This is a genomic window from Actinocrinis sp., from assembly GCF_035946395.1.
Lineage (GTDB): Bacteria > Actinomycetota > Actinomycetes > Streptomycetales > Catenulisporaceae > Actinocrinis.
This window is the reverse complement of the sequence record NZ_DASYZI010000284.1, coordinates 1-8494: the sequence shown is the minus strand read 5'-3', so window position 1 is coordinate 8494 and position 8494 is coordinate 1. Positions and strand designations below refer to the sequence as shown.

General features: G+C 67.9%; 7 protein-coding genes and 1 tRNA gene. 7 read left to right on the top strand and 1 reads right to left on the bottom strand.

All coding sequences use genetic code 11. The features are described 5' to 3' along the window. The 7 genes from VGS97_RS17330 to VGS97_RS17300 form a co-directional block, all read left to right on the top strand. The coding region (locus VGS97_RS17330; protein ID WP_326854597.1) for an RICIN domain-containing protein at positions 1–578 on the top strand (578 nt) is incomplete at its 5' end. Positions 579–781: 203 nt separating this feature from the next. Then, positions 782–1624 carry an SDR family NAD(P)-dependent oxidoreductase gene (locus tag VGS97_RS17325; protein WP_326854596.1) on the top strand — a complete coding sequence of 281 codons (843 nt, stop codon included), beginning with the start codon at positions 782–784 and terminating at the stop codon, positions 1622–1624. 315 nt (positions 1625–1939) lie between these two features. Next, a tRNA-OTHER gene (locus VGS97_RS17320) sits at positions 1940–2023 on the top strand. Positions 2024–2338: 315 nt separating this feature from the next. Next, positions 2339–2581, top strand: coding sequence for a DUF1737 domain-containing protein (locus VGS97_RS17315; protein ID WP_326854595.1), 243 nt, complete (start codon positions 2339–2341; stop codon positions 2579–2581). Positions 2582–2630: 49 nt separating this feature from the next. Next, on the top strand, positions 2631–3431 hold the full coding sequence (locus VGS97_RS17310; protein WP_326854594.1) for an alpha/beta hydrolase: 801 nt from the start codon (positions 2631–2633) through the stop codon (positions 3429–3431). A gap of 125 nt (positions 3432–3556) precedes the next feature. Continuing rightward, a complete protein-coding gene (locus VGS97_RS17305; protein ID WP_326854593.1) occupies positions 3557–4567 on the top strand; it encodes a sensor histidine kinase in 1011 nt (336 codons plus the stop codon). A gap of 128 nt (positions 4568–4695) precedes the next feature. Further along, the gene (locus VGS97_RS17300; RefSeq protein ID WP_349262170.1) at positions 4696–5694 is read left to right on the top strand and encodes a zinc-binding alcohol dehydrogenase family protein; all 999 of its coding nucleotides are present in this window, start codon (positions 4696–4698) and stop codon (positions 5692–5694) included. 117 nt (positions 5695–5811) lie between these two features. Here the strand turns inward: VGS97_RS17300 and VGS97_RS17295 are convergent, their stop codons facing one another. After that, a complete protein-coding gene (locus VGS97_RS17295) occupies positions 5812–7881 on the bottom strand; it encodes a choice-of-anchor P family protein (RefSeq protein WP_326854591.1) in 2070 nt (689 codons plus the stop codon). Positions 7882–8494 lie beyond the last annotated feature (613 nt).

Here is an 8494-nt window from a genome sequence, read left to right as displayed (position 1 = left end):
GCTACAACCCGATGCACAAGGAAGGCGCCATCATCCTCGGCATCGGCGGCGACAACAGCAAAGGCTCAGCAGGCACCTTCTACGAAGGCGTCATGACCAGCGGCTACCCCAGCGACACCACCGAGAACTCCGTCCAGGCGAACATCGTCGCCGCAGGGTACGGAGTCGGCGGCAGCTCCAGCAGCACCGGCGAGTTGCACGCTGTCGGCGCCGGCAAGTGCCTTGACGATCCGAACTCGACGACGACGCTCGGCACCCAGCAACAGATCAACACGTGCAGTGGCGGCGCCAACCAGACCTGGACGCACACCTCGTCCGGAACGGTGACCGTCACCGTCGGCGGCTCGACGCTGTGCCTCGACGCGAACGGCCAGGGCACCACCAACGGCACCAAGGTGATCATCTGGTCCTGCAACGGCCAGTCGAACCAGCAGTGGAACTTCAACTCCAACGGTACCGTCACCGGCGCCCAGTCCGGTCTGTGCCTGGACGTGACCGGAGCCTCGACCGCCAACGGCGCGCCGGTCGAGCTGTGGTCCTGCAACGGCGGCTCCAACCAGCAATGGACCCTCGGATAGCCGCGCCGCAAAGCCCGGCCCGTGGCCGGCGCCGCACTCGCCGGCCACGGGACGCCCGGCGCCCGGACACACGCCGGAATTAAGCACGGTGTGAGTAGCCGGACCGACCACCAGATCACTACCATCAGGACACTGATGCTTTTGAGCACACGCTTTTGAGCATTGTGTCGATCAGGTGGGACGCTTCGGAGAGGAAAACCGGCATGACCGAATCACGCGCCGTGCTCATCACGGGCTGCTCCACCGGCATCGGTCGGGCAACCGCGCTGTGCCTGCACAAGGCGGGCCTTCCGGTCTACGCGACCGCCCGGCGTCTGGAAACGCTGGAGGAGCTTGCCGGCGCGGGCATGACGACGTTGCAGCTGGACGTCACCGACGAGAACTCGATGTCGCTCGCTGTGAAGCGGATCGCCGACGAGCACGGCGCGGTGGGGACCCTGATCAACAACGCGGGCAATGCCGTGTACGGCGCGGTCGAGGACGTGGCGCTGGACACCGCGCGCTCGTCCTTCGAGACGAACCTGTGGGGCGCGGTGCGGCTCTCGCAGCTGGTGATCCCCGGGATGCGCGCCCAGAAGAGCGGCCGGATCGTCAACATCTCGTCGATCTTCGGCAAGTTCTCCCCTCCCGGCAGCGCGATCTACAACGCCGCCAAGCACGCGGTCGAGGCCTACTCCGACGCGATGCGCCTTGAGCTGGCCCCGTTCGGCGTGAAGGTCTCGCTGGTCGAGCCGGGCCCGGTGCGCAGCGAGTTCTTCGCCACCTCGATGATGCTCTTCGCCGGCTCGCAGGAACCCGTGTACGCGGACTTCTACACCGCGTTGGCGAACCAGGCGATCGAGCTGCACGAGGGCAAAGGGCGGATCGGCGGCATGATGGTCACCACGGACCAGGTGGCCGCCGTGATCGAGAAGGCCGCGACGTCGGCGAACCCGAAGGCCCGCTACTCCGCCGGCAGGCTGAGCCGCGGCATGCTGACCTTGCGCCGGTTCATGCCCGACACGATGTTCGACCGGGTCGTGCGGTCCCAGTTCCCGCACCCGTGACCTGACCTGGCTGAACTGAACCGAACCGACGTGAGCTGAACCGCACTTCCACGCGCCGCCCGGACACCGTTCGGGCGGCGCGTGCTCGTTTGCGGTCGGCCCGTCCGCCCACGGCGTGAGCCCGACTGTTCGAGACAGACAGAGCGATAAAGACAGCAGTGAGGCAGACAGCAGTGAGACAGACAGAGTGAGCCCGGCAGCGTCAGAGGCGCGTCAGCGCTGCGTCAGAACCCTGCGCCATGATGGTTATCAGAAGGACGGCGACGTAGGCGGGAGATACCGCAGGCGGCCACCGAGCAAGGAAAGCAGCACCCAGGAGAGGTCCCCGTAGTGGCCTAGCGGGGACCGGGTCTACCCGGTCGGGCTTTGCCCGCGCAGGTTCGAATCCTGCCCTCTCCGCAAGCAACGCGGGGCTCTGTGGCGGCCGGTCTGGTCCGGCCGCCACAGAGCCCCCGTCGACCAGGACAGTTGCGATGAGGCTCCGGATTCTTGGATTCATGGGCGGTCTCGCGCGAGCCAAGACGCGACCTCATGGGCCAGGGCCCGAACGCCTCCGAACGTACGAGCGCGCTGATGCGAGCGGAACAGCCGAGGCGGTGCACATCGCGCGTGGACCCGAATGCGCGTGGATGATCCGGATGGCAGGCCGCCGCGTTCTCCACAGGCGTACAGGCAGGCCCGCCGCATCCGCCGACGGCATGGCATGCTCGATTCATGGCGAAACCTCCGAACGACCTTCCCCGCTACCGTGTCCTGACCGGCCCGGACGACGAAGAGTTCTGCCGCCGCGTCAGCGAGGCGCTCGACCTGGGTTACGTGCTGCACGGCAGTCCCTCCCTGTCCTTCGACGGTGCGCGCCCGATCGTCGCGCAAGCCGTCGTATGGCCCGAGACGCCGATCGTCGGGCACACGCTCGGGTTCGCGGTATCGAGTTCCGTCGCCGGTGCCAAGGGCTGACGCCCGAGCAGTCGTTTCACACACCGTCCCCGTGTGAGAACGTTGTGCCATGGCGTACGTAGATGTAAACGGCCTATCGCTCGGCTACGAGGAACACGGCGGGAAGGGTGACGGCCGGGCGCTCGTTCTTCTGCACGGCGGCCTGGGCAGCGGCGACATGTTCGAGCCGGTGCTTCCCGCGCTGACCGAGAACCGGCGGGTGCTCACCGTCGATTTGCAGGGGAACGGGCGCACCGCGGACATCGACCGGCCGTTCAGCTTCGAGGCGATGGCCGACGACGTCGCCGCGTTCATCGGGCGGCTGGGTCTTGAGCGTCCCGACGTGATGGGCTACTCGCTCGGCGGCGGGGTCGCCTTCCAGGTCGCGGCGCGGCACCCGGCGCTGGTGCGCCGCTTGGTGCTGGTCTCCACGCCGTGCAAGCACGAGGCCTGGTTCCCCGAGGTCATCGCCGGGATGCGGTCGATGAGTCCGGACAGCGCCGAGATGATGAAGAAGTACCAGGCCCCGCCCTATCAGGCCTACGCGCGTATCGCGCCCCGCGTCGAGGACTGGCCGTCACTGGTGGTCCGGACCGGCGCGCTGGTCTCCTGCGAATACGACTGGAGCGCTCTGGTCGCCTCGATCAGCGCGCCCAGGCTGCTCGCCTTTGCGGACGCCGACTCGATCAGCACGGCGCACATGGCCGAGTTCTACGGTCTGCTGGGCGGCGGCAAGCGCGACGCAGGTTGGGAGGGCTCCGGCCTGCCAGCACGGCCGGAATCACAGCTGGCGGTGCTGCCCGGCACCACGCATTACGACATCTTCATGGCGCCCGCGCTGCTCAGCGCCGTGAACGCATTCCTTCGGTGACGCTGATGGTCCATTCGCGTCAAAATGCATTTGTCTTAAGCGACGACGTCGGCAGGGTGCGTTAGCGTCTGACGTCGGCCTCTTCCGGGCCGCGATGGCGAACCGAGTTCCGTGGCGAGGCAGCTGTGAGCGACGCTTCTCTCTCCACGCATGGCGCACCCGCGGCGTCCACTCCTGGCTTCCGGCACATCCTCTACCCCTACGCGGGGATACGGCAGTACGTCGTCGGGGTCCTGTCCTACCTCGACCAGGCGCGCGCTGGCGGGGCCACCGTGATAGTCGCTGTACACGAAGAACGGCACCGTCTGCTGCGGGAGCAGCTGCCTGACGATGGCACGGTGGCCTTCGTGGACCTCGCCGCACTCGGCGGCAACCCCGGTCGGCTCATCCCCGCCTGGCAGGACTGGATCGGCCGGCGCGGGCGCGACGGCGCTGTGCACGGTGTCAGCGAGTCGGCGTGGAGCGGGCGGACCGCCGCGCAGCTGTCCGAGCTGCGTTACCACGAATGGCTGCTCAACCGTGCCTTCGCTCAGGCGCCGGCCTGGTCGCTGCTGTGCCCTTACGACACCAACGGTCAGCCGCCCGGCGCCGAACGCACCTTGGCCCGCTACCATCCGCTGCTCTGGAATGGCGAGGCAAGCGTCGCCGGACAGCACTACGCGGACGAGCCGTATGCGTTCGAACCCTTCGAAGAGCGCCACGACTTGTACGACGAGATGCCTTACGCACTCGGCACGCTGCCCACGCTGCGCGCGTACGTCTACGGTTGGGCCACCGTGCATGGCATGTCGACGCAACGGGTCCGCGATCTGGTGCTCGCGGCCAGCGAAATCGCCTCGAACAGCGTCCGGCACGGCGGAGGCCGCGGGACGCTGCGCGCGTGGGTGCAGGACGGCTCGCTGGTGTGCGAGTTCCACGACACCGGGGTCATCACCGACCCGCTGGTCGGCCGGATCCGGCCGACCGCCTCCCAACTCGGCGGCTGTGGGCTCTGGTTCACCCACCAGCTGTGCGACCTGGTGGAGATCCGCTCTGACAACCACAGTGGTACGCGCGTACGCCTGCATATGGACCTACGGGTGGATGCGAAGAGCCGCAGTGCGGGCGAACATCAGTCCAAGACCGCCGACGGCTGACCGCAGTCGGCCCGGTTGAGGGAAACGCCGCAGGCGGCGAGACTTGCGGTAAGGCGAAGCGGCAGGTGGTAGGTGGTCGTGTGAGCGTGAGTCAGCATCCCGCGCCGGCCCCGGTGATCCCGGACACGATGGATGCGTGGGTCGTGAACGAACCCGGAGCGATCGCCACCCGGCCGCTGCGCCGGGTCCGGCGCCCGGTGCCCGAGCCGGGTCCGCACGAACTGCTCGTGCGGGTCGAGGCCTGCGGCGTCTGCCGCACCGATCTGCACCTCGCCGAGGGAGACCTCACGCCGCGCCGCCCGCGGTGCTCGCCCGGCCACGAGGTGGTCGGCGAGATCGCCGCCGTCGGCCACCAGGTCGCCGGGTTCGCGCACGGTGAGCGGGTCGGCGTCGCCTGGCTGGCCTGGACCTGCGGTTTGTGCCAGTACTGTGGGCGTGGCGCCGAGAACCTGTGCCCGCACTCCCGCTACACCGGCTGGGACCTGGACGGCGGCTACGCCGAGTACGCGGTCGTCGACGCCGACTTCGCCTACCGGCTGCCGAGCGGCCCGCCGCCGGAAGAGCTTGCGCCGCTGCTGTGTGCCGGGATCATCGGGCACCGCGCACTCAAGCGGGCTCAACTGCCGCCCGGCGGCCGCCTCGGCGTTTACGGATTCGGCGCCTCCGCGCACCTGACCGCACAGCTGGCGATCACCGGTGGCGCCACGGTGCACGTGCTGACCAGGTCCGCCGACGCCCGGCGGCTCGCGCTCGACCTGGGCGCGGCCTCGGCGTCCGGAGCGTACGACACTCCGCCCGAACCGCTGGACGCCACGATCCTGTTCGCCCCGGTCGGCGACCTGGTGCCGGTCGCGCTTGCCGCGCTCGACCGCGGCGGCACGCTCGCCATCGCGGGCATCCACCTGACCGATGTCCCGGCGCTCAACTACGAACGGCACCTGTTCCAGGAGCGTTCCGTACGTAGCGTCACCGCGAACACCCGGCAGGACGGTAAGGAACTGTTCGTGCTGGCCGCGTCGGCGCGCCCCCGCATCGCGGTGACGCGTTACGCCATGTCCCACGCCGACCGTGCCCTCGCTGACCTCGCTGCGGACCGGGTTAACGGCGTCGCAGTGCTGATGGCCTGATTGGATCCTGATTTGATCAAGTGGGTTGGGGGCCGGCCGGAGGATCGGGCGTAAAGGTGATGCCCGGCCGAGTACCACACACGCGGCCGGGCATCGTCAGCCCCTTCCCCTAGTCGGTCAGCAGTTGTGGATGTCGCTGGTCGCGGAGGCGATGACCACGTTGAGCAGCCCGAGGGCGTCGATGTGAACGGCGTTCACGGTCAGCCCCTGGTCGGCGCCGGGCACCGGGATCTGCTCGTTGAACACGATGTTGACTCCGAGCACAGAGACGGTCGTGTTCGGACCCGGATGAACGTTCACGTTCACCGGGATTCCGCCGACGCTGATCGAGGAGATCGTGGTGTCACCGGTCGAGCCGGAGCAGGCGGTGGTCGAGGACGACTGCACCAGCCCGATCTTGATCACCGGCACGCCCAGCACGCCGATCGTCGCGTCTTGTACCGAGGCTGTGGCGGCGGAGGTGCCCGGGTTGACGGACGTCACCACCCTGGCACACAGCGTGTGCGCCGAGATCAGGCCGCTGATGCTGACCACGCAGGGCGGTCCGAAGACACCCGCGCCCGCGGTCTGCACCGCTCCGGTGTCCGGTACCGGCGAGACGCCGACCAGGCCGCTGGAGCTCAGGCCGTAGGCGCGTCCGGTCAGGAACTGGAACTTCAGCGTCGCCGAGGCCGAGGACGGCAGGTAGAACGCGTCACCCGCGAACGCCGCGAGCACCGGAACGCTCGCCGACGCGGCGGGCTGGTTCACCGAGGCGACGGTGCAGGAGGCTGAACCGGATGCATCCGTCGTGCCGGAACACGTCTGGGCCGAGCCGCCGGAGCCGAGCGTGAAGGCCACCGTGCGTTCGGCGACCGGGGTAGTACCGCCCTCGCGCAGCACGCCGGAAAGCGTCAGTGGCACGCCGTTCGCGGCCTTGGTCGGACCGGTGTACGTGAGCGTGGTCTCCTCGTGCGTCACCGTGAACTGCGCTGACGCCGACGCCGGGAGGTCGGTCGCGTTACCGCCGAACGCCGCTGTCAGGGTGTACGACCCGGCTGGTTCCTGCGGAGTCAGTGAGCACGAAGCGACGCCATTCGCGCCAGTCGTGCCCGAGCAGGTTTCCGAGCCGTTCAGCGTGAACGCCACGGTCTCGCCGGCCACCGGCCCGAGGGCATCGGTCAACGCCGCGGCGACTGTCGCCGGGTCGTTGAAGTCGCTGCTGCTCGCACCGCCGGTGATGGTCAGCGCGGACTGTCTCTTCACCCAGTCCACATTGACGGTGTTCAGCGAATGGATGATCCCGGCCGGGTTGGTCGCGGTGGCACCGACTGTGTCAGTGCCCACAGCCGACCCGGTATAGCTGAATGTCGCATTGCCGTTTTGATCGGTTATCGCATCGCCTGTGGTTCCCGCGTTGGGTCCGCTCTGGACGGTGAACGCGATGTCCACGCCCTGCAAAGGCTGATTGCAGGTGTTGACCAGCGTCGCGGTGACGGATGCGGCCGACCCGACCGCGTCGCTCTGCGTCGGCGGCGCGAGAGAGAGCAGTGCGCCCGGGCAGGGCTGGCTGCCGATGAGCGTCCACTGAATCGACTCGTTGGTGCCCGAGGGACAGGCCGCTGTATCGATACCAGTGGTGTTGATCACCTGGCCGAGGTCGCTGTAGGTGTTCGACACACCATCGATCGACGCGATCACCTTCGGGATGACGCCGTCGGGTGTGCAGGTCGTGCCGGCGCCGTTCACCCCGATGTCCGAGGTGTCGAAGGCGCCGCTGGTGCCGCCGCAGACCGCGGCCGCGGCGCTCGCCGTCTGCGTCGCGATCAGCTGCTGGCCGGGTTGGAGCACGGTGCCGTGCGGCCAGATGTCGAACGTGCACGTGCTCACCTCGACGATCACCGAGTCGACGGTGACCGCGATCGGCGCGTTGTTGACCAGACGGACGGCTCCGGCGTCGAACACGCAGTTCGGCGTGCAGCCCGCGAAGACGACCGACGGCGAGCCGGCCCACGGAGTCGGGAAGTTGGTCGGGTTGGCCCGCGCGTTGTCGGCGTACCCGACGAAGACCTGGACGTTGGAGGCCGCGAAGGCCGCAGCGGCGGGCAGGGCCACCACTCCGGCCACGGCCAGCGCGGCCGTGACGAGCAGCGCGAACCGCCTGGGCAGCGCTGAACGGATTTTGCGTAGATGGCGGATCACAATCACTTACCCCCTCACGCGGCGGCTCGTGACCGCCGCGATGCCCGAAACGGGAGATCCGGCCAGAACCTGAGGCGTCAGAGCTCTGGTCCAGCGTCGACGATATGGAAACGTTCTTGAAACGGCCAGGCGGAAAAGAAGCGCGCCGGAAGTGCGCCATGGTCATGAATAGCTCACAGCGCGCCGGAAACGTGTATTCGAGGAACGTTCATTCGAATGCTGCACTTCGCGCTCCACCAGGTCCTATGCGACTTCAAGAAAGCATTCGAATTACCGTCAGCCCATATCGTGCCGCATGCTTGAACGCTCTGATCGCAGTATTCGATCGGAGTGATTCGATCAGGGCATATCGATCAGAGCTCGGTGATCCCAGAAAACCGCACCGATTGGGAAAGCACCGCACCGTGTCCGGCCCCGCCCACCAACCTTCGGCCCACGTGTTCCCTGGTGTTATAGTGACGCGGACCGTTTCCCCCACTTCGCTGAGGTCACCGGCCATATATACGTCAGCTTGGGCTTGGATCAGGGCGCATGCTCCCGAGATCCTGCTCTACCTCGTGGTGCGCCTCCTCGGCGTGTGCGTGCTCGCCGTCATGGCGCATCGCGTGAACGTGACCGG